The organism is Arthrobacter sp. MSA 4-2, assembly GCF_016405885.1.
Classification (GTDB): Bacteria; Actinomycetota; Actinomycetes; order Actinomycetales; family Micrococcaceae; genus Arthrobacter_D.
In genome coordinates this window covers 137,966-162,694 of the sequence record NZ_JAEKGC010000006.1, presented here as the reverse complement: position 1 = coordinate 162,694, position 24,729 = coordinate 137,966, and the positions used below count along the sequence as shown (strand labels likewise).

Below are 24,729 nucleotides of genomic sequence, written 5' to 3'. Positions count from 1 at the left end.
CTTAAGGCATGACCACCACCCTTTCCGGCCCCTGGACCGACGCCGAAACCTCCGGTGCGTTCACCGACCCGGGGGCTCCCGGCCGCCCGCGCGGCTTTGCGGACGCGGCGTCGGTGGTGACCGCTCCGCCGGCCCCCGGGGGGACGCTCGTGCTTGGCGGCCCGGGGGCGGGGAAATCCCGGCTGCTCGTCGAGCTGGCGGTCCACCGCATCAACTCGGGCCTGCTCGAGCCCTCCGGGCTCCTGCTCCTGGCCCCCACCCGCGCCGCGGCGGCACGGCTGCGCGATCAGCTCACCAGCAGCCTTGACCGCAGCCTCAGCACCGCCCCGGCCCGCACCTGGGGCTCCTACGCCTTCGACCTGATCCGCCGCGCCAAGATCGAGGGCCGGATGCCCCACCTCAGCCGGCCTCCCCGGCTGCTCTCGGGCGCCGAGCAGGACCTCATCATCAAGGAGCTCCTCGCGGGCCACGGCGGCGAGGGCGCTCCGGCTCCTGCCTGGCCGGCCAGCCTGGCCCTGGCCCTGGGCACGCGCGGCTTCCGGCAGGAGATCCGCGAGCTCTTCGACCGGGTCAGCGAGTACGGAGCCTCCGCCGAGGAACTCCACGCGTGGGGCCTGCGCTTCGACCGGCCCGACTGGAGCGCGGCCGCCGCCCTCTACCAGGAGTACCGCGACGTCCTCGACCTGAGGATGCCCGAGGCCTTCGACCCGGCCGGCATCCTCACCGGGGCACGCCAGCTGCTGGAGCAGGACCCGGAGTTCCTCGACGAGGAACGGGCGCGGCTGAAACTGATCCTCGTTGACGACTACCAGGAAGCGAACCCGGCCGTCCACGCCCTGCTTGGGCTCCTCGCCCAGGGCAGCGAGGCGGTGATCACCTCCTGCCCCGACACGGCCGTCCAGGGCTTCCGCGGAGCCCGCCCCGAGCTCACCGGGCGGCTCGAGGAGCTGCTCGACGCCGGCCAGGGCCTGCGCACCGTTGTGCTTCCCACCTCCTTCACCCTGCACGAGCACCTTTTGGGGGCGTGGCGGAATGTCGCCTCCCGTATCGCCACGGCCGGCGCCGGCAGTGCCTACCGCCAGCTGGCGGGGCGGCCGGCAACGGAGCAGGTTGGGCAGGCTGGGCAGGGCCCGGCTGCAGGGACCGGCCCCACCCCGCCGGACGCCGGATCCGTCCCGGCCGGCGGAACGCCCGGAGTCGAGGTCCACCTCGTCGACTCCGCGTTCCACGAACAGCGCTACCTCACCCAGCGGATCCTCGAGGCGCACCTTTACGACGGCCGCAGCTTCGATGACATCGCCGTGATCGTCCGCAACGGCGGACAGGTCCAGGCGGTCCAGCGGTTCCTGACCGCCCAGGGGCTCGCGGTCAATGTGCCGGCCGCCGAGACGGCGATCCGCGACGAACCGGCCGTCCGGCCCCTCCTTGACATCTTTTCAGTGGTTGTGGGTGCCACCGAGATCACCCCCGAACTGTGCGTTTCGTTGCTCACCTCACGCATCGGCGGCGCCAGCCCGCTTGAGCTGAGGCGCCTGCGGCAGGTGCTGCGCCGTGAGGAGCTCACCGAGGGTGGCGGGCGCACCAGCGACGAACTCCTCGTTGAACTGCTGTCCGCACCCGTGCCGGCGGGTACCCTGCCGCGGGAAGCACGCCCGGTGCAGCGCATCGCCCGGATGATCGAGGCGGGCCGGAACGCGCTCGCCGCGGCCGGCGATCCGGAGTCGGTGGTGTGGGCGCTGTGGTCGGCCTCGGGCCTCTCCGCCACCTGGTCCGCTGCGGCGGTTGCCGAAGGCCCGTCCTCCGCCCGCGCCGACCGCGACCTTGACGCGGTCCTTGCCCTGTTCCAGGCCGCCGAGCGGTTCGTCGACCAGATGCCCGGTGCCCCGGCGGGGCTGTTCCTCGAATACCTCCTGAGCCAGGAACTCCCGATGGACACCCTCGCCCCCCGGGCCCACCGGCGGGCGTCGGTGTCGGTACTGACCCCGGCCAGCGCCGCCGGACGGCACTGGCCCCTGGTGATCGTCGCCGGGCTGCAGGAAGGGGTATGGCCCAACCTGAGGCTGCGCGGGGAGCTGCTCGGATCGGGCGAACTGCGCGCCCTGCTCGACCACGGCGCCTCCTTCCGCCAGCACCGGGACCCGCTGAGCCTGCTTCAGGACATTCGGTTCGATGAGCTGAGGACCTTCTCCACCGCCGTCTCGCGCGCAACGGAGCAGCTGCTGTGCATCGGGGTGTCCTCCCCGGACGAGCAGCCCTCGCAGTTCCTCGACCTCGTTGACCCGCTGCCACCGGGAGTGGACGAGCGGGCCCGCACCGAGGTGCAGCGTCCCCTCACGCTGCGCGCCCTGGTGGCCGAACTGCGCAAGTTCGTGCAGGAACCGGTGCGGAGCCCGGCGCTGGCCGCGGAAGCCGTCCTGCACCTGGGCCGCATGGCCGGGGTCTCACCGCCGGTGCCCGGTGCCCACCCCTCCCAGTGGTGGGGCCTGCTGCCGCTGAGTTCCGACGGCCCGGTGGTCCCGCCCGACGCGGCCATCCCGGTCTCGCCCTCCAAGGTCGAATCGGTCCTCCGCTCCCCGCTGAACTGGTTCGTCTCGGCTGCCGGCGGGGAACCGGCCACCGACTTCGCCCGCTCGCTGGGGACCCTGGTGCACCAGATCGCCCAGGACCTCCCGCACGCCAGCGGCGGGGAGTACGTCGCCGAACTGCAGCGCCGCTGGCCCACCTTGGGCATGAAGGAAAACTGGGAGGGCAAGCTCGACTACCGGCGGGCCGAAACCATGGTGCGCAAGCTCGCCGCCTACATTGTCGACGCCCGCCAGGCCGGCAGGTCCCTCGTCGCCACCGAGGTCGACTTCACCGTCGACATTCCCGTGCCGGCCGGTGACAACGAGCGCACGGCGCGGCTCAAGGGCCAGATCGACAGGCTCGAAATCGACGCGGCGGGCCGCCTCGTGGTGGTGGACCTGAAGACGGGTAAGTCCGCGCCGGCCAAGGCCGAGCTCGGACAGCACCCGCAGTTGGCCGCCTACCAGGCGGCGGTGGGCGAAGGCGGCCTGCTTGAGGCCGCAGGATCGGACACCCCGGGCGGCGCCGCGCTGGTGCAGCTCGGGACGACGGCGAAGGGCGCCTCGGTGCAGGAACAGGCTCCCCTCGAACCCGGGGACACCTGGGCGAAGGACATGATCGGCCAGGCGGCGCTGCTGATGGCCGCCGCCGAGTTCGATTCGGTGCACGACCCGGGCCGGTCCGGGTTCGGCGGAAGCGGGTGCCGGCTTCCGGAGATCTGCCCGCTGTGCGCCGAGGGAAAGCAGGTCACCGAGTGAGCCGGGACGTTGCGAACCGGCCCGCCGGCGACCCCATCGGGGCGGCAGGCATGCGCTTCTCGGCCCGGGCGCTGGCAGAGCTGCTCCACACCGACCCGGCCTCGCCGGTTCAGTACCCCACCGCCGACCAGGCGCGTGTCATCGAGGCCCCCCTGGAGCCGCTGCTGGTGGTCGCCGGAGCCGGCTCGGGCAAGACCAAGACCATGGCGGACCGGGTGGTGTGGCTCGTCGCCAACGAACTGGTCCGCCCCGAGCAGATCCTCGGGGTGACCTTCACCCGCAAGGCCGCCGGCGAGCTCGGGACCCGGATCCGGCAGCGCCTGGCGGCCCTGTACCGCGCCCTCGACGGCGAGGACGCCCCGGGGCAGGACCGGCTGGACCCGACAGTGTCGACCTACCATTCCTTCGCCAATGGAATCGTCCAGGACTACGGGCTCCGCATCGGGGTGGAACGCGATTCGGTGATGCTCGGGACCGCTCAGGCATGGCAGCTCGCCGTGTCCGTCGTCGAGGCGTACAGCGGGGAGTGGAGCCACTTCACCGCCGCCAAGTCGACCCTCGTGAACGCCGTACTGGGCATGGCCGGGGAATGCGCCGAGCACCTGACGCCGCCCTCGGTGGTCCGGGCCGCGCTGCGGGAGCACATCGAGGCTGTTGAAGGCCTTCAGTATTCGCAGACCTCGGCGCGCAAACCGACCCAGGCGGTCGCGAACCTCTTGGACAAGCTGAGGACACGGGTGAGCGTCACCGAGCTGGTCGACCAGTATGCTGCGGCCAAGCTGGCCCGGCGCCAGCTCGACTTCGGCGACCTGGTGGCCCTCGCGGCCCGGATCGCCCAGGAGATTCCCGAGGCGACCGCGATGGAACGGCAGAAGTACGAGGTTGTCCTGCTCGACGAGTTCCAGGACACCTCCCACGCCCAGATGGTCCTGTTCTCCCGGCTGTTCGCCGACGGCAGGGCCGTCACAGCCGTGGGTGATCCGCACCAGTCGATCTACGGTTTCCGCGGAGCCTCCGCAGGCCAGCTCGGCACCTTCCGCACTGCCTTCCCGGTCGAGGCGCCGGGCGGGGCCCTCGCGCCGTCGCCGGTTTCGAACCTCTCGGTCGCCTGGCGGAACTCGACGGCGATCCTGGCCGCAGCCAACACCGTCTCCGCCGCCCTCAACGTGCCCGCCCCCTGGCTCCGCTCCGCGCCCTCGCTGACGGTTCCCGGCCTGAGCCCCCGGCCCGGCGCACCGCTGGGGGAGGTCCGGATCGGAAGGTTCCTCGCGGATGCCCCGGCCGGCGACCGGCCGGCGGAGGCCTCCGGGCCGGCCGGTCCCGGAGCTCCCCGGCCGGCCACCGAGGCCGAGGCCGTGGCGGCCGAAGTGATGTTCCACTCCCGGCGCACCTTCGAGCGCGACGACTCGGGCGACCGGCTGCGCCCGACCATCGCCGTGCTGTGCCGCGGCCGGAAACAGTTCGAGCCGATCCGCCGTGAGCTCGAGCGCAACGGCATCCCGGTGCAGATCGTCGGCCTCGGCGGGCTGCTGCGGACCCCCGAGATCGTGGAGATGCTCGCCGTCCTGCGGGTCCTCGGCGACCCGGACCGCTCCGACTCGATGCTCCGGCTCCTGGTTGGCGCCCGCTGGCGCATCGGGCCCGCTGACCTGATGGCGCTCGGCGACTGGTCCCGCCAGCTGGCCCGGGCGCGGGAAGCGGCGGCCGGGCGTTCAGCGCGTGCCGGGGAAGGGCAGGGGGACGACGACGCCGTCATCGCCCCGGACGCGGCCGAGAGCGGCAGCCTGGTCGAGGCCGTTGACCACCTCCCGCCCGACGGCTGGGAGTCCGGGGCAGGCCGCAGCCTTACCAGTGAGGGGAGAGAACGGCTCGGACGCCTGCGTGACGAGCTGAGGCGGCTGCGCGACTACGTGGGGGACGACCTCGGCACGATCATCGGCGAGGTGGAGCGGAGCATCCTCCTCGACATCGAGGTCGCGGCCAAACCCGGCGTCGGCATCCACGACGCCCGCCGGAACCTCGATGCCTTCTCCGAGGCGGTGGCCGGATTCACCTCGACGGCCGAAAGGGTCGACCTTCCCGCCTTCCTCGCGTGGCTTGAGGCGGCCGACGCCGAGGAGGACGGGCTCCCCGTCACCCAGCTCGAGGCAAGCCGCGAGGCGGTCCAACTGCTCACCGTTCACGCCTCCAAGGGCCTCGAATGGGATGTGGTGCTCGTTCCAGGGCTGAACGAGGGATCCTTCCCCAGCGGGACGGCCTCCCGGTGGAGCAGCGGCGATTCGGCCATTCCCTGGACCCTGCGCGGCGACGCTCCCGAGCTGCCCCAGTGGGACTGGGAGCAACCCGATGCGAAGGAGTGGGTGGAGAGCGAGAAACGGTATGCCGACGAGGCGCGGGCCCATGCCGAACGGGAGGAACGCCGGCTCGCCTATGTGGCCTTCACCCGGGCCAAGCACGTCCTCGTCTGCACCTCCTCGGCCTGGGGCGGCGGACGCACGCGTCCCACGCCCGCCTCGGGCTACCTGCTCGACCTGCTCACCCTGGCCGAACAGGGGGAGGACGGTTTCGCCGTCCTGCACTGGCTGGCCGCGGAGGACGAGGGCGACGAGAACCCTGCCGCTGCCGTACCGCAGCGCGCAACGTGGCCCATCGATCCACTCGGTCCCCGGCGTCCGGCCCTGAGCGAGGCTGCCGGTGCCGTCGCAGGAGCGGCGCAGGCCTTCGCCGCCGCGGGGCCGGCAGCGCGCGAGGCGTGGGCGCCCCCGGCCGGCCGGTGGAGCCGGGAGGTCGAACTCGCCCTCGCCCGGCGCGCCCAGGACGAGGAGAAACTCCCGGTGACCCTGCCGGCCCACATCTCGGCGTCGACGCTCGTCGAACTGGGCGAAGACCCTGCCGCCGTGCTGGCGCAGCTGCGCCGGCCGGTGCCGCGCCAGCCCGGTTCCGCCGCCCGCAAGGGAACGGCCTTCCACGCCTGGATCGAGGAGTTCTACGGCACCAGCGGCATGCTGGACCTGGGGGAGTACCCGGGAGCCGCCGACGCCCATGTCGACGAGGCGCTCGGCCTTGACGACATGGCCGAGATCTTTCGAAACTCGTCCTGGGCCGCCCGGACCCCGGCCGGAATCGAGGTCCCCATCGAGACGAAGGTCGGCGGAGTCATCGTGCGCGGGCGCATTGATGCGGTGTTCCAGGACGCCGACGGTGGGTGGGACCTCATCGACTGGAAGACCGGCCGGCCGCCCAGCGAGGCGAAACGGGCCGCCAAATCGGTCCAGCTCGCCCTCTACCGGCTCGCCTGGGCCCGCCTCAAGGAGGTGCCGCTGGAATCGGTCCGGGCCGCCTTCTTCTATGTCGCGGACAACGCCCTGATCCGCCCGCACGACCTCGCCGGGGAAGCCGAACTCGAAGGGATCATCGCCGCCGCTGTTGAGCTCGGCGGGTAGGGCCGCCCGCGGGGCGCCGCTGCCGGAGCGCTATCCTGAGCACTCACCGGGCCGATCACCTCGAGCGAATCACCTCGAGCGAATCACCCCGGGCTCATTACTTCAGGCTAATTACTCCGGGCCAGTTACTCCGGGCCAATCACTCCGGGCCAATCACTCCGAGGGCGGGCAGTCACGCGGGGTGCCTCCTGGGGCGTGACTCCTAGCGGTGGGAGGAGATGATCGGCATTGCCGTGGTGGCGAGGTGGTCGGTCGAGCCGGCGGCCGGTGTTGAGGGTGTACCCGCGGGGCGGAGCAGGGTCACCGCCGGGAGGACTTCCTTCGTGCCATCGGCCTGCACGCCGTGGGTGGCAGCGGCATGGCCCCCGGCCCGCTGGACCGCAGGAAGGGTCGAGGGGGCCGGGATGGACGGTGCCGCAGGACCGGCGGCAGGCTCGGCCGGCTCGTCCGGCGAGGGCTGTGCGGCATCCTGGGCGGGCATCTTTGCCTGCTGGCCGAGCTCCGGAGCCGGGAGGTCCGGTGACGGCGTCGGGTCCGCCAGCGGAACCGCCAGGGGTGCGACGACCGCGGGGGCGATCATCGTCGGAGCGATCACCGGTGGGGTCACCACGGTCGGGGTCACCACCGCCGGCCTCGGTCCTCCGGCGGTGCCGGCCAAGGCCTCCGGACGTTCGCCGGTAACCGACGTGCTGCCCGCCGTCGTGCCGGTAACCGATGTGCTGCCCGCCGTCGTGCCGGTAACCGATGTGCTGCCCGCCGTCGTGGATCCGGCTGGTGCGGTGACCACCGTCACTGCTCCCATGGTTCCGGTGCCTGCGGTTCCGGTGCCTGCGGTGTCGGGGGCCGCTGCCCCCGGGGTTCCGGAGGGGCTGCCGCCGCGTCCTGAACCGTGGCCGTCGCCGGGAGAGGCGAGGTCGAAGGCCACAACATCGGCCTCGAGGGAGGCCATCATGTCGTGCGCCTCGGCGATCATCTGGGGGTCCTCCATGGCCAGGCCGCGCACCATCCACTGGGCCAGGGCGAACTCGGCGGCCAGCGCCGCGCGCCGGGCAAGGTGCTGGTCGGCTGCGCCGCGCGCCTTGGCGTAGGCGGCGTAGACCGAATCCACGAATGCCGGATCGGCGACGGCCGCGAGCCAGGCGAAATCGTCGGCGGGGTCACCGATCCGCAGGTCGGTCCACCCGGTCACGGCCGAGATCCGGCTGCCCGAAATCAGGAGGTGGTCCTCGTGCAAATCCCCGTGGACCACTGTGGGGCTGAAGCGCCACAGGGTCACGTCTTCGAGGGCGTGCTCCCACCGGCGCAACAGGACCGGAGGGATCCGGCCCGTCGTCGCCGCCTGGTCAAGCTCGTTGAGCTTGCGGGTCCGGAACTCGTTCGCCTCATAGCTTGGAAGGTTGGCCTGCTGCACGAGCGCCTTGGGCAGTTCGTGGATGGCCGCCAGCGCCCTCCCGATCTCGGCTGCCATGCCGCGGCCGCCGGCCGCGAGGGTCTCGAGGTCCCTGGTGCTGCCCTCAAGGTGCGAATAGACGAAGGTGCTCAGGTTGCCCTGGCGGACGCTCCCGGCGATGTGCGGGATGAGGAAGGGAAGCTCGGCCCGGACCGCCGGGGTGAAGGCCCTCAGGGCCTGCAGCTCGGTTTCGAGGCGCATGCTGGCCTCCGGGTGACGGGGGGAACGGACCCTCCACTGCTTGCCGGCGGCGTCCACAAGCAGGGCGGCGTCGAAATCCGCGCTGTCGTCCGGTGCACCGGTAACACCGGTGGGTGCGAGCCCAGGCACAGCGGCGCTGGCAATGGCAGCAAGTTCCATGGGAGTCCGTTTCACACTGTCAACGGTAGGTGCATCGGTGCACCTCGGGACAATTCAGCGGCGGCGAGTCGTCGAATGCCTTGAAATTCCGCGACTTCTCCTCCACCGTCCCGGCCCTCAAATGTCTTTTGGGGGACCAAGTTAGTACCGTAGAAGGATGAGCGAACCCCTGCGCACCCTCCTCCAGCCGCCGCTCGTTTCCCTTCCGCTTTCCCGCTCCCACGCCGACCGCGGAGCCGATTTCCGGCTCACCCCCGACCTGTTCGCCAGGCTGTGGGCGTCCACCGACACCCAGGTGCTGGTCCTGGCCCAGGGGCGCGCCCCACTGGCCGGCGGTGCGCTGCGGCTGTTCGGGACGGACGCGGTGCCGCGCCCGGAGAACCCTGTCTATCTCGGCCGGGTCCTGCCCGGGGCGCGGGCCGCCGGCGCCCACGTCGTGCTGGTGACGCTCGATGACGTCGACGAAGCGCTCGCCCCCAGCGCGGAATGGCACGGGCTGCGCGAGGTCGCCGCCTCCCTCGACGCCCGCGACGTCGGCCTGTTCGTTGAGGCCGCGGCACTGGCGCACTGGCATGCCACCCACACCCACTGTCCGCGCTGCGGCAGCCCCACCGTGCCCGAGGACGGCGGGTGGGTGCGCCGCTGCCCGGTCGACCATTCGCTTCACTATCCGCGCACCGACCCCGCCATCATCGTTTCGGTGATCGACGCCGAGGACCGGATCCTGCTCGGCTCGGCGGTGTCCTGGCCCGCCAACCGGTTCTCCACCCTCGCCGGCTTCGTGGAGCCCGGCGAGTCACTGGAGTCGGCCGTTCTCCGCGAGGTGGCCGAGGAGTCCGGGATCGAAGTGCACTCCCCGCAGTACCTCGGGTCCCAGCCGTGGCCGTTCCCCGCCTCCCTCATGCTTGGCTACACGGCGGTGGCGGAAGGTACGGACCTGACACCGGACGGCGTCGAAATCGAGACGCTCAGGTGGTTCACCCGCCGGGAACTGCACGAGGAGCTCCGTGACGGCCGCATCACCGTGGCCGGGGAGATGTCCATCGCCCGCGCCCTGATCGAGCGCTGGTACGGCGGACCGCTTGAGGGCGAACCGGACGGAGCCCGCCTCCAGTGAGCGATCAGCCGTTTGAAGAACGCATCCTCGATGGCCTCGACGACGAACAGCGCGCCGTGGCCACGACGCTGGCCGGACCCCTGTGCGTCCTGGCCGGCGCCGGTACGGGCAAGACCCGCGCCATCACGCACCGCATCGCGTACGGCGTCCACACCGGGGTGTACAAGCCCCAGCAGGTCCTCGCCGTCACCTTCACCGCCCGGGCCGCCGCCGAGATGCGCACCCGGCTGCGCGACCTCGGAGCAGGCGGCGTCCAGGCGCGCACCTTCCACGCCGCCGCGCTGAGGCAGCTTCAGTACTTCTGGCCCTCGGCGGTCGGCGGGCCCCTGCCGGCGCTCGTCGACCACAAGGCCCAGCTCATCGCTGAGGCCGCCCGCCGCCTGCGTCTGTCCACCGACCGTGCGGCCATCCGGGACGTCGCCGCCGAGATCGAGTGGGCGAAGGTGTCGATGCTGATGCCCGACAGCTACGTCGCCGCCGCCGCCGGCCGGGCGGAACCCGCGGGCATGGACCTCACGACCGTGGCCCGGATCTTTTCGGCCTACGAGGACCTCAAGATCGACCGGAACCTGATCGACTTCGAGGACGTCCTGCTGACCACGGTGGGGATCCTGCAGGAGGACGAGAAGGTCGCGGCGACCGTCCGCAGCCAGTACCGGCACTTCGTCGTCGACGAGTACCAGGACGTCTCGCCCCTGCAGCAGCGCCTCCTCGACCTATGGCTCGGCGACCGGCAGGAGCTGTGCGTGGTCGGCGATGCCAGCCAGACCATCTACTCCTTCACCGGGGCCACTTCGCGGCACCTGCTGGACTTCACCAGCCGCTACGAGGGCGCCCAGGTGGTGCGGCTCGTCCGGGACTACAGGTCCACCCCCCAGGTCGTCCGGCTGGCCAACACGCTCCTCGCCGCACGCAGCAGCGAGGTGGACCGGCGGGCCGGGGCCACCTCCTGGTCGGCTCCGCTCGAACTGGTCGCGCAGCGACCGGCGGGGCCCGAACCGGTCTTCACCGCGTGCACCGACGACGAGGCCGAGGCCGCCGAGGTGGCACGGCGCATCGGTGAGCTGCTGGCCTCGGGTGTACCGGCGAGCGAGATCGCCATTCTCTTCCGGACCAACGGGCAGTCCGAGGCGTACGAGCAGGCGCTCGCCAGCGCCGGCATCGGCTACCAGCTGCGCGGTGGGGAACGCTTCTTCGCCCGCCGCGAGGTCCGGGACGCGCTGCTTCAGCTCCGGGCGGCGGCCCGCGCCGAGGGCGAGGACGACGTCCCGCAGCAGGTGCGCGATGTCCTTTCCTCCCTCGGGTATACCTCCACGGCGCCGCAGACCTCCGGGGCCGTGCGGGAGAAGTGGGAATCCCTGGCCGCGCTCGTGGGCCTGGCCGACGAGCTGTCCCGGACACGCGAGTCGTTCTCCCTTCGGATGTTCGTTGCCGAGCTTGAGGAACGTTCGGCCGCCCAGCACGCCCCGACCGTGCAGGGCGTCACCCTCGCGTCCCTCCACTCCGCCAAGGGCCTGGAGTGGGATGCGGTGTTCCTCGTGGGCCTGAGCGAGGGGCTGATGCCGATCTCGTTCGCCGACACCCAGGAGGCGATCGACGAGGAACGCCGGCTGCTCTACGTGGGCATCACCCGCGCGCGGGCCCACCTCGCGCTGTCCTGGTCGACCTCCCGCTCGCCGGGGGGCCGGGCCACCCGCAAGCCGTCCAGGTTCCTCGACGCCCTGCGCCCGGCCGGAACCGGCGGGCGTCAGTTCCGGCAGCCGGCGGCGCGCAAGGTGCGCAAGTCCGCCGCGCCGGCGGTGTGCCGCGTCTGCGGGAAGGCGCTCGGGACGGGCTCCGAGCGCAAGATGGGCCGCTGCGGCGACTGCCCGGCGACCTACCGTGAAGAGACGTTCGAGGCGCTGCGGGGGTGGCGGCTGGAGGAGGCACGCGACAAGGACGTCCCGGCGTTCGTCGTGTTCACCGACGCCACCCTCATCGCGATCGCCGAGGCGAAGCCGCAGACCCTTGAGGAGCTCGGCGAACTGGCCGGGGTCGGCTCCGCCAAGCTCGAGCGCTACGGCGAAGCGGTCATCGACATCATCAGCCGGAATGACTGAGCCCTCCCCGCACACCGGCGCCCCTGGCACGGCAGAGCCGATGCCGGTCGAGGTGCGCCGGTCCGCGCGGCGGCGGCGCACCGTGAGCGCGGATGTGCGCAACGGGACGATGATCATCTCAATTCCTGCCACCTTCACCCGGGCGCAGGAAAAGGAATGGGTGGCCCGGATGGTTCGAAAGCTCCAGGGCCGGAGTGCCGGACAGGCCTCCGACCCCGCGGCCGCCGACCGCGCCCTCGCACAGCGCGCAGCCGACCTTGCCGGGCGCTACCTCGGGGGCCGGGGTATCCCGGGGACCATCGGATGGGTCACCAACCAGAACTCCCGCTGGGGCTCGGCCACCCCGGCGCACCGGTCCATCCGGCTCTCGCACAAGCTCCGGGGCATGCCCGACTGGGTGGTCGACTACGTCATCCTCCACGAGATGGCGCACCTGATCGAGCCGTCCCACAACCGCGTCTTCTGGCGCCTGCTCGAGTCCTACCCGGACACCGAGAAGGCCAAGGCCTTCCTCGCCGGCGCGGCCTTCGCTGCCGACCACGGGCTGGCCGGCCGCTAGCAGGCGCTCCGCAGCAGCCCTGCACACCACCTCGCGACAAGCGCACCACTTAACGACAAACGCACCGGTTTTTACCGGTGCGTTTGTCGTTATCGGGTGCTTCCGTCGTTATCGGGTGCGCGGGTCGTTATGGGGTGCGTCCGTCCGGGCCGCGGTCCTCAATCCCAGGCTCGCCCCCGCCGTCGGGACCGTCCTGCGGGCCGTCCCCGCCGTCGGCCCCGTCTTCCGGGGCGTCCGGCTTTTCGAAGTCGCCCGCAAGCAGGCGCTCCAGGGCGGCGTCGACGTCGGACCCGGCCGACTCGATGAGCTGGCGGCGGGCGGTGAAACCCGTCGGGTCATCGAGGTCCTCGGCGGTGGGCAGCAGGTCGGGGTGCTCCCAGATGGCGTCGCGGCCCTCGAGCCCGCGCTCCTCGGTGAGGTGGGCCCACAGCGCGGCGGCGTCGCGCAGCCGGCGCGGGCGCAGTTCGAGTCCGACCAGGGAGGCGAAGGCGTGCTCGGCGGGGCCGCCGCTGGCCCGGCGCCGCCGCACGGTCTCGCGCAGCGCGGCCGCCGAGGGCAGGTTGACCGCGGCCGCGGCGGTGATTTCGTCGACCCACCCCTCGACCAGGGCCAGCACCGTCTCGAGCCGGGACAGCGCCGCTTCCTGCTCGGCCGTGCGCTCGGGCATGAATACGCCCTGGGACAGGGCCGCCTGCATCGATTCCGGATTCGTGGGGTCGATCTCGCGGGCGGCGTCCTCGATCTTGGTCATATCGATGTGGATTCCGCGGGCATACCGCTCAATGGTGCCCATCAGGTGGCCCGCCAGCCACGGAACCTGCGTGAAGAGGCGCACATGGGCGGCCTCCCGGACCGCCAGGAATAGCGTCACCTCCTGTTCGGGGATGTCCAGGCCCTCACCGAAGGAGCGCACATTGGCGGGAAGCAGGGCCATTTGGCCGTCGGCGAGGGGGATGCCGATGTCGGTCGAGCCCAGCACCTCCTTGGAGAGCGCGCCCACGGCCTGGCCGAGCTGCATCCCGAACATCGCCCCGCCCATGTTCTGGAACATCGAGGCGCCGCCGCCTGCCATTCCGAGGATCGACTTCATCTCATCGGGCAGCTGCTCCGAGAGCGTGTCTGAAAGCGCCTTGGAAATGCTCACCGCCACCGGCTCGGTCAGCCGGCGCCAGGTGCCCATCGTCGCTTCGATCCACTCGGCCTTCGACCACGCCCGGCCGAGCTGCCCGGTGGGCGGGAACGCGGTGAAGGGGTCGATCCACATTTCGGCCACGCGCAGAGCCTCATCGACGGCACGGCGCTGCAGGGAGGTGACCGAGGGGTCGTTGTCCGCAGCGGCCACCCGCCGGGCATGCTCGTGCGCGAGCTGCCAGTTCACCGGACCGCTGCTGGGGGCCGAGAACATGGCCTGGACCTGCTGCATCATCATCGCCATCGCCTGGGGATCCGACGGCAGGCCGGCCGCCTTGGCGATCTCCCGGGGATCGAACCCCTCGGCGTCGCCGCCGAGCAGCCTCGCGATCATTTCCGACAGCGGATCCTTGGGGGAGTCGTCGCCGTTGGAGGGGTTGGATGGGTTGGTCACTAATACCACCAGTCCTGGAAGTCGCTGAAAAGGCCTGCCGTTCCTGCGTGCCGTGGCACCGGTCCGCGCAGCTGTTGAGGCAACGTTACCGGCAGGGGAGCGGGCTTGTCCTAGAACCCCTGGGGGAGTTCGCTGAGGGCAAAGACCCGGACCGGGACGGTGCCGGGACACGAACCGTTTAGGGTTGTAGAGCAGATCCCTTCGTCCTCCCGTGCCCCGCTGGCCGGGCCGAACGGCCCGCGCCAGGGAAAAGGAAACCCCATCGTGTCACAGCCCGTCCGCTCCGGAACCTACGAACCCGTGGAGCCGGAACGCCCCCGTGACCCCCGCGTCCGGGCCATGGTGACCTCCGGTGCGCTCGCCCTGGGGCTCGGCGCCGCGGCGGTGCTGCTGCCGGCGCCCTACGTCCTCGAGGCGCCCGGGCCGACGTTCAACACCATCGGGGAAGCCCGCTCGAAGCCGCTGATTGAAATCTCCGGTCGGGAGACCTTCGACCCGGAGGGTGAGCTCGACCTCACGACGGTGTACGTCAGCGGCGGACCCAACGGCGACGTCAGCATCTTCGATGCCTTCCGGGCGTGGATCGACCCGGACCAGACCGTGCGCCCCGAGGAGCTCGTCTATGCTCCGGGCACCACCCGGTCGGACATCGAGGAACGCAACACCGTCTCCATGACCTCCTCGCAGGAGTCCGCGATCGCGGCGGCGCTGGGACACCTGGACATCCCCTACGAGGAGTCGCTGACCGTGGTGGAACTGGCCGACGGGTCGGCGTCCGCGGGAGTCCTCGAGCCCGGGGACACCATCACCTCTATCGACGGCGCCCCGGTGCGGAACATCGACACCCTCCGCAGCGCGCTGACGGACGCCGCGGGTGCAGGCGTCGACCTTGAAGTGCTCCGCGCCGGATCGGCGGAGGAGGTATCGGTCACCCCGAAACAGTCCCCCGAAGGGAATTACCAGCTGGGGGTCCTGCTGACTTCGGAGTTCGACTTCCCCTTCGACGTCACCATCGCCCTCGACAATGTCGGCGGCCCCTCCGCCGGCTCCATGTTCGCCCTCGGCATCATCGACATGCTCACCGAGGGTGACCTCACCGGCGGGCGCCACTTCGCGGGCACCGGGACCATCGACTCCACCGGGGCGATCGGGAAGATCGGCGGCATCCAGCAGAAACTGGTCGGCGCGCACGAGAGCGGCGCGGAGTTCTTCCTCGCCCCGGCCGAGAACTGCGCGGAGGTCGTCGGCCACGTGCCCGACGGGCTGAAGGTGGTCAAGGTCAGCACCCTGGAGGAGGCAGTCAACGCCGTCGAGGTGCTGGGTTCGGGCGGGGACGGCGCCGGCCTGCCCACCTGCAGCTGACCGGATTCCCGGGAGCCCGGGGGCCCCAGCCAGGACACGATTGCGGAACGATTCGCGGCGAAGCGGTGTAATCGGCCGCTGAGTTGTACCGCCCGCGCGCTAACAGGGCAGAATGGAACCACGAAGGCAGAGACTGCGCCATGTTTCCGGCCCGCGGGGCCTGCAGCAGACCGTTTTGTGCTCGTCGTCGTGACCCACAGCCGCCAACGATGAGGTAAATGTGACATCCGGACCAGACCGGCCCTTCGGCAGCAGACCGAGCCCTTCGAGTTCCACCGCGACAGCACCCGCCCGACGACGCAGCCCCCTGATTCCCACGGTCATCGTGCTCGCGGTCATCGTCATCGCCTTCGTGTACCTCTCGCAGGTCTACGCCGACATCCTCTGGTACAACCAGCTGGGCTACCTCGGCGTGTTCCTCACCGAAAACCTTTCCCGGATCGCCCTGTTCGTCGCCGCCTTCGTCATCATGGCCGGCGCCGTCTACGCGAGCCTGCGCATCGCCTACGGCAGCCGGCCCATCTACGCGCCGGACAGTGTGATGCAGGACAACCTCAACCGGTACCAGGCGCAGCTTGAGCCGATCCGCAAGCTCCTCATGCTCGGCATCCCGATCGTCCTGGGCGCCTTCGCCGGAACGGCCGCCGCCTCCCAGTGGCAGCAGGTCCTGCTGTTCATCAACCAAGAGCCCTTCGGCGACACCGACCCGGAGTTCGGCCTGGACTTCTCCTTCTATATGTTCTCCCTGCCGTTCTTCGGCTTCCTCATCGGCTTCCTCACCAGCGTCGCCATCATCAGCGCGATCGCCGCGGTGCTCACCCACTACCTTTACGGCGGCATCCGGCTCGAGGAGAAGGGCCTGTTCACCACGAAGGCGGCCCGGGTCCAGATCGCCGTCATCGCGGCCCTGTTCCTCCTGCTGCAGGGAGTGAACTACTGGCTCGACCGGTACGCCACCCTGCAGAACACCGGCGGACGCTGGACCGGCGCGCTGTACACCGACGTCAACGCGGTGATCCCCACCAAGGCCATCCTCGCTGTCGCCGCCGTCCTGGTGGCGGTCCTGTTCATTGTCGCCGCGATCATCGGCCGCTGGCGGCTGCCCATCATCGGGACGGCGATGCTCATCATCACCGCGATCCTCGCCGGCGGCGTCTACCCCTGGGTGGTCCAGCGGTTCCAGGTCACCCCGTCGGAGCTGACCCTCGAGCGCGAGTACATCCAGCGCAACATCGACCTGACTCGAGTTGCCTACGGGCTCGACAAGGTTGAGGCCATTCCCTACAACGCCACCACGACCGCCGAGCCCGGCGCGCTGCGCGAGGACGCGGAGACGACGGCGAACATCCGCCTGCTCGATCCGAACCTCGTGTCGGATGCCTTCAGCCAGCTTGAGCAGTTCCGGCAGTACTACCAGTTCCCGCCCACCCTGAACGTTGACCGCTACACGGTCGACGGCGAGGTCCAGGACACCGTGATCGCCGCACGTGAGCTCAACCCCGAGGGCGTTCCAGCCGGCTGGGTCAACGAGCACGTGCTCTACACCCACGGCTACGGCATCGTCGCCGCCCGCGGTTCGGTCGTCGAAGCCGACGGCAAGCCCTCCTTCACGCTCTCCGGCATCCCCTCCGCCGGAGTGCTCGGCAGCGACGAAACGTACGAGCCGCGGATCTACTTCGGCGAAGCGTCCCCCGAATACTCGATTGTCGGTGCGCCCGAAGGCGCCGAGCCGCGCGAGATCGACCGCCCGCAGAGCGATGATTCCGACGAGGAGTCCAAAAACACGTTCGCGGGCGAGGGCGGCCCGAGCGTGGGCAACTTCTTCAACAAGCTCGTGTACGCGATCAAGTTCCAGTCGACCGACCTGATGCTCTCGGATGCGGTCAACAGCGAATCGCAGATCCTCTACGACCGCACCCCGCGGGAGCGGGTCGAGAAGCTCGCGCCGTACCTCACCGTCGACGGCAACTCCTACCCGGCCATCGTCGATGGGCGGGTCAAGTGGATCGTCGACGGGTACACGACGAACGAGTTCTTCCCGTACTCCACGCAGCAGGAACTCGAATCGGCGACGATCGACTCCCAGACGGCGGACAACCTGTCCACCCCGCTGCCGGCCGACCAGGTCAACTACATCCGCAACGCCGTGAAGGCGACCGTCGATGCCTACGACGGTTCGGTCGAGCTGTACGCCTGGGACGACCAGGACCCGGTCCTGAAGGCCTGGAGCAAGATTTTCCCCACCACCATCAAGCCCTACAGCGAGATGTCGGCCGAGCTGATGTCCCACGTCCGCTACCCCGAGGACCAGTTCAAGGTGCAGCGCGAACTGCTGGCCCGCTACCACGTCACCAATGTCGACGTGTTCTTCGCCAACAGCGACGCGTGGAGCGTTCCCGACGACCCCACCGAGGGTGAGAGCGCCGACGTGAAGCAGCCTCCGTTCTACCTCTCGCTGAAGGTGCCGGGCCAGGACGAGGCGGCCTTCTCCCTGACCACCCCGTTCATTCCCTTCGTCGAGCCGGGCGGGGAAGCACGCAACGTGCTGTACGGGTTCCTGTCGGCCGTCGGCGACGCCGGCAGTGAGGCCGGGGTGAAGTCGGAGGACTACGGCAAGCTGCGGCTGCTCGAGCTGCCGCGTTCGACCTCGGTGCCCGGCCCCGGGCAGGCGCAGAACCGCTTCAACTCCGACCCGACGGTCTCCAACGCGTTGAACCTGCTGCGGCAGGGCGCCTCCGAGGTGATCAACGGAAACCTGCTGAGCCTGCCCGTGGGTGGTGGCCTGCTGTACGTGCAGCCGGTCTACGTCCAGTCCTCCGGGGCGTCGTCCTATCCGACGCTCCAGCGGGTCCTGGCCAGCTTCGGTGAGAAGGTCGGCTTCGCCCCGACCCTCGATGAGGCCCTCGACCAGGTGTTCGGCGGTGACTCCGGCGCGAGCGCCGGGGACTCCGAGAACGCAGGGGAGACGCCCACGACCCCCGGGACACCGCCGGCTCCCACCGAGGACCCGACTGCCCAGCAGGCGCTCCGCGATGCGCTTGCGGAGGCAAACGAGGCCATCGAGGAAGGCCGGACGGCGCTGGCCGAGGGCGACTTCGCCGCCTACGGCGCAGCCCAGGACAAGCTGAACGCGGCGCTGCAGCGCGCGCTGGACGCCGAAGGCGAGATCACCGGCACGGTCGTTCCGCCGGCCGACGGCGAAGCGCCGGCCGAGGGCGAGGCGACCGAGGCGCCAGCCGAAGGAGACAACGGCTAGGCGGCCGGGCGGCAGCCCCGATTTGCCTCCCCATCCCGCGGCCGGTAGAGTTGAAACCGCGCCGCGGGGTGGAGCAGTTCGGTAGCTCGCTGGGCTCATAACCCAGAGGTCACAGGTTCAAATCCTGTCCCCGCAACGAAGAGAAGGTCCCTGTCAGTTTTCTGACAGGGACCTTCTGCGTTATTGGGTCTGGCGGAACCGGACCGGCGGCATCGGGTCGAAGTACTGAATTCGGGCCTGCCCGCGTCCGGGGACCCGGCATAGCATGGGGGTTCGGCCCTGCTGAGCCTGCCCGGTCGGCAGGAGGACGGGGGAGCCCCGGGTGCGAGGAGCGGACCATGCCAGTTCACCGACGGAGACCGACGGTGTTTCCCTGGGAGCGCCGGAGGTTCCTGGCCCTCCTCGCCGCCGCGGTGCCGTCCGCTGCCGCCGCCGGGTTCCCGGGTCCGGTCCAGGCCCCGGTCGGCACTCCTGCCCGTGACCTCGCCGCCCGGGTGGCCGAGCTCGAACGGGCCGTCCGGCCCGCGGGACGGTTCGCGGCAAGTCTCCTTGTGGCGGCCAACGACGCGCCGCCGGCGGTGAAGGACGCCGCGGACTACGTCTGCGACGGCGTCGACGACCAGGAGCAGATCAACGCAGCCCTCGAGTCGCTCTCCAACGACCGGTCGCCCGCCTTCGGCAGCCAGGGCGGCTCCGTTGGCCTGTGGGGGCGTTCATTCAGCATCAGCGCGCCGATCCGCCTCCGCGCCCACTGCGAGGTCCAGGGCCAGGGCCGCATGGTCACCACCCTGCAGGCGACGGCGGACCTAGATGGCGGCGAGAAGCAGGGCGTCTTCGAACTGAACTCGCCGGACACCCAGTACACGGGCGTGCGCGGGCTGGGCATCCACGGCGGGCCGGACAGCTCCTGCTCGGGCATCTTCTACGAGCAGGGCAGGGGGACGGAATGGGACGCCTCCCACCTGCTGTCGAACCTTTACATCTACCGGACCGGACACCACGGGGTGTACCTGCTCAACGGGCCCGGCGACAGCCGGCTGCGTGCCGGGGTGCTCGATACGATCCGGGTGCTTGAGGCGGGCCGCCGGGTGACCAAGGGTGCCTCCGGGTACTTCATCGACAGCCCGGACACCTGCATTGCGAACTGCGAGAGCGGCCTGTCCGCAGGACACGGGTTCCGGCTGCCCAACGCAAACATCCAGCTGGCCAACTGCAAGAGCTGGTTCAGCGGGCGGAGCGCCGACGGGTTCGGCCAGGGCAACGGTTTCCACCTCGACGGCCACCGCATCTCCCTGGTCGGCTGCACGGCGCAGGACAACTACGGGCATGGGTACTTCATCGCCGGAGGCGATCACAGCATCAGCGGGGCGGTGGCGGACAGCAACGGCTACAACGGCGGCGGCGGAAGCGGCCGGGGAGCAGGCTACACCGGCTCGGGTTTCTACCTGCGGGGCCGGAAGGGCCACCCCTCCACCGTGCAGGGGACCTCGTTCGACCAGAAGTACGACGGCGCCAACCTCTACCAGCAGTACGGCGTCCAGTTCGCCGACGCCGCCGCCCGGGTGAACCTGACCCTCAGCGTGGGACGCGTCGCGGTCCAGGCGGTGGGAGGCGAGGTTCCACGGGGCTCGCGGGTGTCCCTCGTCTCCTGAGGCGGTTCAGCCCGCGCCGAGGGCTTTGAAGGCTGCCAGGGCGCGCTGCCGGGATTCGGCCAGGTCGACCACGGGCGCCGGGTACCCCGGCGCGGAGCCCTTCCAGGGTTCATGGAGGTTCTCCGCGTCGGCCAGCTCGGGTACGTAGCGCAGCACGTAGTCGCCGTCGGGGTCGAACTTCTTCGCCTGGGTGACGGGGTTGAAGATCCGGAAGTAGGGGCTTGCGTCGGCCCCGGACCCGGCCACCCACTGCCAGTTCGCGGCGTTGCTTGCAGCGTCGGCGTCGACGAGCGCATCCCAGAAGAACTGTTCGCCGACCCGCCAGTCGATCAGGAGGTTCTTGATCAGGAAGGACCCCGTCGCCATCCGCACCCGGTTGTGCATCCAGCCGATCTGCCACATCTGCCGCATTCCGGCGTCGATCATGGGGTAGCCGGTGCGGCCGCGCTGCCAGGCTTTCAGCTCGGCGCCGGTATCGCTCTCCCAGGCGAAGGCGTTGAACTCCGGCCGGTAGTTCACCGTGGCGAGCTCCGGGTTGAAGTAGAGGAGCTGCCAGCAGAACTCGCGCCAGCCGATCTCCGAGAGGTAGGACCGGATGTCTTCGGCGAGCGGGCCGGAACGGCGTGCCTGGGCCGCATGCCAGACGGTGAAGGGGCTGATTTCGCCATGACGCAGGTACGGCGAGAGCCGGCTGGTGCCGTCGACGGCCGGCAGGTCACGGTTGGTGGCGTAACCCTCCACGAGGGAGTCGAAGAAGTCCGCAAGCCGGGCGGCGGCCCCGGCCTCCCCGGGAACCCAGGTCTCGCGCAGGCCCTGCGCCCAGTCCGGGGTGGGAAGAAGACCCCAGTCCCCGAGGGCGTCAGAGCGCACCGCCGGGCCGGTGAGGCGCTCCGGCGGGGGCAGGGGCTGCCGCGGCTCGGGCTCCCGCAGGCAGGCGCGCCAGAAGGGGGTGAACACCCTGAAGGGCTCGCCCGCGCCGGTGCGCACCTGCCAGGGCTCGAAGAGCAGGTTGGCCTGGAAGCTCGAGGCCTCGACGCCGGACTCCGCGCACTCCGCCTTGAGGGAGGCGTCCAGCTCACGTTCGGCGAGCCCGTAGCGCCGGTTCCACAGTACGGCCTCGGCGCCGGTTTCCCCGATTAGGGCGGGCAGGACGGTTCCGGCGGGACCGCGGCGGAGCACGAGGGGGACCCCGATGGATTCGAGGGATTCGGCGAGCGCGGCCAGCGAGTGGTGCAGCCACCACCGGGAGGCACCGCCCGGGGGGCGGATGCCTGGGGTCTCCTCATCGAAGATGTAGACGACGACGACCTCCCCGCCGCGGGACGCCGCCTCGTGGAGCGCGGGATTGTCGGCGAGTCGGAGGTCATCGCGGAGCCACACCAGGGTAAGGGCCATGGTCCCCAATGTACCTGCCTGCCGGGTCCCGCAGGCAGCAGATCCAGGCGGGAGATCCAGGGGGCGGGGCGGGGCACGCCGATGCCGCGGCAGCGGGCCCGCCAAACCGGGCCCGCTGCGCTGCACGGCTCCGGGTGCCGTCACGCAAGGCGCCTCGACGCAGGGAGAGCCGCAGCGCGGGCGCTGCGGCTCTCCTCGGGAAATCGCGTGTCAGTGGGCGGCTACGGGGCGGTCGTCTCGGTGCCCTGGCTGATGGCCGACTGCGGCTGGGCCGGGGCTCCCGACTTCAGCGCCGCGAGCCGTGCCTCGATCTCCGACTGCTCCCCGAGGTCCTCGAGGCTCTCGAACTGCGAATCGAGGCTTGAGCTGGCGAGCTCCTGCTGCCCGCGCACCTTGGCTTCTTCCCGCCGGATCTTCTCCTCGAAACGCCCCACCTCGCTCGTGGGGTCGAGGAAGTCGATGCTCTTGACGGCGTCGTGGACCTGCTGCTGGGCCTGGGCGGTCCGGGCGCGGGCGATGAGCTGGTCCCGCTTGGACGTGAGTTCGCCCAGCTTGCCCTTCATCTGGTTCAGGCCGGTCTTCAGCTTGTCGACGATTTCCGTCTGCGAAGCGATGGTCGGCTCTGCACCCTTGGCCTCGTTCTCCGCGGCGATCTGCCGCTGGATGGCGACCTTGGCGAGGTTGTCGAACTTCTCGGCGTCGACGGCGTCGCCGGAACTGCGGTACTCGTCCGCCCGCTTCGACGCGGCAAGCGCCTTATTGCCCCAACTGCGGGCGTTCTCCATGTCCTCGTTGTAGTCGTCCTGGATCATCCGGAGGTTCCCGATGGTCTGGGCGACGGCGCTCTCGGCTTCGGCGATGCTGTTGGTGTAGTCGCGGACCATCTGGTCCAGCATCTTCTGCGGATCCTCCGCCTGGTCGAGCACGGAGTTGATGTTTGCCTTTGCCAGCTGAGCGATCCGGCCGAAAATTGACTGCTTTACCATGAGGTTTCCTCTCGATCTGTGGATGTTTCTCGTGAGTACTGGTGCGGCGGAGCCGGAGCTGCCGCCGCGGGATTAGAAGTCGCCTCCACCTCCGTCGAAGCCGCCGAAGCCTCCGCCTCCGCCCTCGAAGCCGCCGAAGCCGCCGCCGCCGAAGACGTCCCCGCCGCCGTCGCCTCCGCCGCCGAAGAATCCGCCGCCGCCGTTGAGGAGCCCGCCGAGCAGGATGCCGCCGAGCAGGGCTCCACCCATCCCATCACCGCCGCCGCGGCGGCCGCCGTAGCCACCGTAACCGCCGTAGCCGCCTCCTCCGAAGCCCGAGACGTCCTGCTCGGCGAGCTGCGCCGCCTGCTCGGCGAGCATCACGGCCTGCTCGGCATGGGACAGGGCGGTGACGGGGTCGGAGTCCTGGATGCTAACGGCGTAGTCGAGGTTGCGGCCGGCTTCGGCGAGCCGGGTGCGGGCCTCGCTGCCGACGCCGCCGCGGCGTGCCCGGATGTAGTCCTCGGTCCCCGAGATGCGCGAGTGAGCGGCCAGGAGGGTGTGCTGCAGGGATTCGCGGGCCCGCCGCGCCTGCTCGCTCTGGTCGCGCACTCCACCGATCGCCGCGTCGAGCTGGCGGTGCGCGCCCTCGACGCGTTCGAGCAGTGCAATGGGGTCGATGGGACCGGCCTGGCGCTGTGAGCGCACCGTCTGGAGCGCCGATTCCGCCGCCGCGACCGGCCCGACGAGGTCGTCGTGGCGTCCGGTGCGGACCATGGCGGTCGCCTGCGCGAGGTCCTGCACGGTGTCGGCGACGGCCCGGTCGAGCTCCTCCTGAGCCGCCTCCAGTTCGGCGGCCCGCTTGTCGATGGCGTCGAGCAGCAGGTTGGCCTGGCTGACTGACTCTTCAGCGGCGCGCACGGCGACGACGGCGGGTCCGGTTTCACCGGCGTCCATCCGGGTCCGGGCCTCGGTGGCGGCACTTTCAACGAATGCGAGGCGCTCGCGGGCCTGATCGACGTTGTCCTGCACCTGGGAGGTGGCCGTGCCGGCGTACCGGCGCCGCAGGGCGGTCAGGCGCTCCTCAGCGGCGACGAACCGGGTGCCGGCCGCATTGGCGGCGTTCCGTGCGGCGTCGAGGGCCTGCGGGGCGTTCCGCTCGAGCTCGCGCAGCGAGTCGAAGTCGGCCTTGTGCGCCTGCAGGGACTCATTGACCGCCTCGCAGCGGCGGATGATGTCTCCCAGCCAGGCGCGCTGCTGCCCCTCAGTGTCGGGGATGTGGTCATCGAGCTGCTGCTGCAGCTTGAACGACTCGCTCATGTGCACCCTGGCGGCGGCGATGTCGGCGGCGAAGGGCTTGACCGCGGCCTCGCCGTAGGACGCCTCGGCGAAACCGAGCTCCTGCTCGCTCGACTTGATCGCGTCGTCGGCGGCGACGAGCAGGCTTCCCGCCCGCTTGCGCAGGTCCTCGACGCTGAGGGAGGCCAGCGGGTCGACGACGGCGCCGTCGGGTGCCTGCCCCGGCCCGTAGGTGATCTCCTTGGGCGCGGCCTGCCGGCGCCGGCGCGAACGCATGAAGAAATAGCTGCCGGCGCCCGCGAGTGCTACGAGCCCGATGAGGAATCCCGCACCGCCCCCGCCGCCGTCGCCCGCCGCTCCGCCGGCGCCCGGGTCGGCAAGAACCGCCTCCGTGCCGTCGACGGCCGCAAGGGCCGCCTGGGCGTAGTTTCCGCCGTCAAGCTGCGGGTCGATCTGCCGGGCAAAGATGTCATTGGTGTTCTGTGTGACCTCAGTGCCGTTGCCCGCGACGAATCGGGCCTGCCCGGAGTCGACCGCGACCGCCAGCAGGGCGTCGTCCGCGTTAAGATTGCTGGCTATGGCAGTTTCCCTCGCCCAGGTAAGCGGGTCCGAGGGACTCGTAAAGGTGTCCACATAGACGATCTGGACGGTGTACCCGTATTCGTTCTGGAGGTCGGTGATGGCGGCCTCGACGTCGCTGACGTCGGCCGGGGTGAGGACTCCGGTCTGGTCGACCACCGTCTCCCCGTCCGGGATATCGATAGGGTCGGCCGCGTAGGCCGCACCCGGCGCCAGTGTCAGCGCGATCAGGGCGCTGAGTCCCGCGGCGGCGCCGGTCCGCCTGGTCATCCGTTGCATTCAGTA

Annotated in this window: 13 protein-coding genes and 1 tRNA gene; 9 read left to right on the top strand and 5 right to left on the bottom strand. The window is 70.6% G+C overall.

All coding sequences use genetic code 11. The features are described from left to right. Positions 1–8 precede the first annotated feature (8 nt). Both I6N91_RS08590 and I6N91_RS08585 read left to right on the top strand, forming a co-directional pair. Complete coding sequence (locus I6N91_RS08590; protein WP_198812158.1) at positions 9–3,323, top strand: ATP-dependent DNA helicase; 3,315 nt, start codon at positions 9–11, stop codon at positions 3,321–3,323. A gap of 50 nt (positions 3,324–3,373) precedes the next feature. After that, entirely contained in the window at positions 3,374–6,766 is a 3,393-nt protein-coding gene (locus I6N91_RS08585; RefSeq protein ID WP_198812247.1) for an ATP-dependent DNA helicase, read from the top strand. Between the two features lie 202 nt (positions 6,767–6,968). Here the strand turns inward: I6N91_RS08585 and I6N91_RS17565 are convergent, their stop codons facing one another. Then, entirely contained in the window at positions 6,969–8,576 is a 1,608-nt protein-coding gene (locus I6N91_RS17565; RefSeq protein ID WP_374058931.1) for a phosphotransferase, read from the bottom strand. A 157-nt stretch (positions 8,577–8,733) separates the two neighbouring features. Between I6N91_RS17565 and nudC the strand changes: the two genes are divergently transcribed. From nudC to I6N91_RS08565, 3 genes are read left to right on the top strand one after another with little or no spacing between them, the layout of a single operon-like run. Then, positions 8,734–9,693: an NAD(+) diphosphatase gene (gene nudC, locus I6N91_RS08575; protein WP_198812156.1), complete on the top strand. Its 960-nt coding sequence runs from the start codon at positions 8,734–8,736 to the stop codon at positions 9,691–9,693. Then, entirely contained in the window at positions 9,690–11,792 is a 2,103-nt protein-coding gene (locus I6N91_RS08570) for an ATP-dependent DNA helicase UvrD2 (protein WP_198812155.1), read from the top strand. The genes nudC and I6N91_RS08570 overlap by 4 nt, the downstream gene beginning before the upstream one ends. After that, positions 11,785–12,351, top strand: a complete 567-nt coding sequence (locus I6N91_RS08565) for a M48 family metallopeptidase (protein WP_198812154.1) — start codon at positions 11,785–11,787, stop codon at positions 12,349–12,351. Before I6N91_RS08570 ends, I6N91_RS08565 begins: the two co-directional genes overlap by 8 nt. A gap of 127 nt (positions 12,352–12,478) precedes the next feature. On the opposite strand, the gene I6N91_RS08560 is transcribed toward I6N91_RS08565, so the two are convergent. Then, a complete protein-coding gene (locus I6N91_RS08560; protein ID WP_198812246.1) occupies positions 12,479–13,876 on the bottom strand; it encodes a zinc-dependent metalloprotease in 1,398 nt (465 codons plus the stop codon). Positions 13,877–14,200: 324 nt separating this feature from the next. On the opposite strand from I6N91_RS08560, the gene I6N91_RS17470 reads away from it, so the two are divergent. From I6N91_RS17470 to I6N91_RS08540, 4 genes are all read left to right on the top strand, one after another. Next, positions 14,201–15,298, top strand: a complete 1,098-nt coding sequence (locus tag I6N91_RS17470; protein WP_307843290.1) for a S16 family serine protease — start codon at positions 14,201–14,203, stop codon at positions 15,296–15,298. A gap of 307 nt (positions 15,299–15,605) precedes the next feature. After that, positions 15,606–18,554, top strand: a complete 2,949-nt coding sequence (locus tag I6N91_RS08550; protein WP_198812244.1) for a UPF0182 family protein — start codon at positions 15,606–15,608, stop codon at positions 18,552–18,554. A gap of 62 nt (positions 18,555–18,616) precedes the next feature. Next, positions 18,617–18,690 (top strand) — tRNA-Met (locus I6N91_RS08545). A 202-nt stretch (positions 18,691–18,892) separates the two neighbouring features. After that, positions 18,893–20,206 carry a right-handed parallel beta-helix repeat-containing protein gene (locus I6N91_RS08540; protein ID WP_198812153.1) on the top strand — a complete coding sequence of 438 codons (1,314 nt, stop codon included), beginning with the start codon at positions 18,893–18,895 and terminating at the stop codon, positions 20,204–20,206. A gap of 6 nt (positions 20,207–20,212) precedes the next feature. On the opposite strand, the gene I6N91_RS08535 is transcribed toward I6N91_RS08540, so the two are convergent. The 3 genes from I6N91_RS08535 to I6N91_RS08525 form a co-directional block, all read right to left on the bottom strand. Beyond that, positions 20,213–21,601 carry a deoxyribodipyrimidine photo-lyase gene (locus I6N91_RS08535; RefSeq protein WP_198812152.1) on the bottom strand — a complete coding sequence of 463 codons (1,389 nt, stop codon included), beginning with the start codon at positions 21,599–21,601 and terminating at the stop codon, positions 20,213–20,215. A 221-nt stretch (positions 21,602–21,822) separates the two neighbouring features. Further along, positions 21,823–22,587 (bottom strand): PspA/IM30 family protein, encoded by a 765-nt coding sequence (locus I6N91_RS08530; protein ID WP_159617998.1) that lies wholly within the window; start codon positions 22,585–22,587, stop codon positions 21,823–21,825. A gap of 72 nt (positions 22,588–22,659) precedes the next feature. Then, a complete protein-coding gene (locus I6N91_RS08525; RefSeq protein ID WP_198812151.1) occupies positions 22,660–24,723 on the bottom strand; it encodes a TPM domain-containing protein in 2,064 nt (687 codons plus the stop codon). Positions 24,724–24,729 lie beyond the last annotated feature (6 nt).

Coding starts and splice junctions, on each gene's coding strand:
- nudC (WP_198812156.1), top strand. CDS start 8,734: ATGAGCGAACCCCTGCGCACCCTCCTCCAGCCGCCGCTCGTTTCCCTT.
- I6N91_RS17565 (WP_374058931.1), bottom strand. CDS start 8,576: ATGGAACTTGCTGCCATTGCCAGCGCCGCTGTGCCTGGGCTCGCACCC.
- I6N91_RS08565 (WP_198812154.1), top strand. CDS start 11,785: ATGACTGAGCCCTCCCCGCACACCGGCGCCCCTGGCACGGCAGAGCCG.
- I6N91_RS08540 (WP_198812153.1), top strand. CDS start 18,893: ATGCCAGTTCACCGACGGAGACCGACGGTGTTTCCCTGGGAGCGCCGG.
- I6N91_RS08590 (WP_198812158.1), top strand. CDS start 9: ATGACCACCACCCTTTCCGGCCCCTGGACCGACGCCGAAACCTCCGGT.
- I6N91_RS08525 (WP_198812151.1), bottom strand. CDS start 24,723: ATGCAACGGATGACCAGGCGGACCGGCGCCGCCGCGGGACTCAGCGCC.
- I6N91_RS08530 (WP_159617998.1), bottom strand. CDS start 22,587: ATGGTAAAGCAGTCAATTTTCGGCCGGATCGCTCAGCTGGCAAAGGCA.
- I6N91_RS08585 (WP_198812247.1), top strand. CDS start 3,374: ATGCGCTTCTCGGCCCGGGCGCTGGCAGAGCTGCTCCACACCGACCCG.
- I6N91_RS08535 (WP_198812152.1), bottom strand. CDS start 21,601: ATGGCCCTTACCCTGGTGTGGCTCCGCGATGACCTCCGACTCGCCGAC.
- I6N91_RS08560 (WP_198812246.1), bottom strand. CDS start 13,876: ATGATCGCGAGGCTGCTCGGCGGCGACGCCGAGGGGTTCGATCCCCGG.